Below are 1,567 nucleotides of genomic sequence, written 5' to 3' on the forward strand. Positions count from 1 at the left end.
TTCATTACATCGAGGCCAACGGCGCTCGGCGCTGGTCCTACATGGGCAGACAAGCTTGCCAGAAGCAACGAAACGGCTAAGACGACGCCGCAAATTACAAGAATCTTTAGCGCTTCGTCGGCGGAAGGACCCCGTCCGCGGGAAAGAACGCTTGCGACGGCATTCATTGCGACCTCCAAGTTTCGCCAATGAGGCAAATCTGAGTGTTTGCTGAAAGGGCGTTTTTTCCGTCAAAAAAATCCGGCGCTCAAATCCAGCCCGTAGCTTGCGAAGAGCAGAGACACCAACAAACCGACACCGCAAAAAATGACCAGCGTCTTGAACGTTTCGACATCGCCATCGATGTGCGACACACGGAAGAGGGCTTTTGCGATTGCGGCCATTTTCAACCCCCGGTTCGGCTCCACGAGCGGAGCATCGTAGATGCGACGATAACTCAACCTCTGAGCTGCAAATGTGCACTGGATCAGAGAGCGGGCAAAGCCTACGTCGTGAGACCGCTCTGTGACTGCGGCAAGGCGCGCGCTCGCTCTTGATCGCGGGCCATTCTTTCCTCGCGCCGCCTATGGAAGAACTCCCTCAACCACCTGCCCAAATCAGCGGATCGCCGAAGGTGAGCGTCTTTCAATACCTCTGCTAAATCCGCAAAATGAAGGTCGTCAGACATAGCCGAATCCCCTTTGTCCAATGACAGGAGGTGAGGCCGGTTTGTTTCGGTGCCTGCTTCGTGTGCTACTTTGCAGGCAGCTTCACAGGGACGTGCGGAGAGTTGCTTACCACCCGCGGGCTTCCGTCCGGATAAACATGTCCTTGGGATCTGATAACGGCTTCCAGCAGAACAATGAATTTCTCTGAGAGCATCGGCGTCGCCTCATGATGAGGATTTGACCACTTGTTTAGCTCAGACTGCTCGTGGTGCGTGTGAGCTGGATCACAATGATCGAACCCCGTTGTTCGACACCATCAACGCTAGGCCCCATCTGTTGCGGGACGACTTCGCGTTCGGAGAAAATGGTTTCGTGGCCGCCGGCCGGCTCAAAGAGGGGCCTGACATCGGCGGGTGTCGACATGAAGCGGCGCCGACGATTGCACCGGAAGCGTGACCGGCAGCGGCTGGTGACACACGCCCGGCAGCCACGGCGATCGGTAACTGCGAATTAACTCGTCGGGGTCACCTTCACTACGACCTTCTGGATTGAGCTACAGCCGTCGCTGGGAATCCCCCGCGGCGGCTTTTTCGTAGGATCCCCGAGATGGACTATCCGGCCTTCACTGGCGAAAGCCTCACGATGATGTACGCGGCCGTTCGCGGTGCGCTGGCTGCCGATGATGCAGCGGAGCGCGTCGGCGCCGAACCGAAGTTCAAGGTGCGGGACACATCGGAGTGGAAGAAACACGCGGCCGATCTGGAGGCCGAGATGCTGAGACGCGGGATGCTCTTCGAGGTGATCGATTGGTTCGAGGGGCAGGACTCGTTTCCCTTCGACAAATAGGTCGCCTCTTGCTCACCCACCTTTATGCGGTGCTTGTGGCATCGGCTGAGGACATTCGCGGCACATGCCCGCCG

General features: G+C 57.8%; 3 protein-coding genes. 2 read left to right on the forward strand and 1 reads right to left on the reverse strand.

Features of this window, described 5'->3' with window-relative positions; genetic code table 11:
- Nucleotides 1–230 precede the first annotated feature (230 nt).
- Nucleotides 231–383: a hypothetical protein gene (locus tag UP10_RS45170; RefSeq protein WP_197086778.1), complete on the reverse strand. Its 153-nt coding sequence runs from the start codon at nt 381–383 to the stop codon at nt 231–233.
- 567 nt (nt 384–950) lie between these two features.
- Here UP10_RS45170 and UP10_RS44055 point away from each other — a divergent pair.
- Complete coding sequence (locus tag UP10_RS44055; RefSeq protein ID WP_156179754.1) at nt 951–1,103, forward strand: hypothetical protein; 153 nt, start codon at nt 951–953, stop codon at nt 1,101–1,103.
- A 150-nt stretch (nt 1,104–1,253) separates the two neighbouring features.
- Entirely contained in the window at nt 1,254–1,493 is a 240-nt protein-coding gene (locus tag UP10_RS10390; protein ID WP_044587263.1) for a hypothetical protein, read from the forward strand.
- Nucleotides 1,494–1,567: the final 74 nt, after the last annotated feature.

Origin of the sequence: Bradyrhizobium sp. LTSPM299, from assembly GCF_000938235.1 — a bacterium.
Classification (GTDB): Bacteria; Pseudomonadota; Alphaproteobacteria; order Rhizobiales; family Xanthobacteraceae; genus Bradyrhizobium.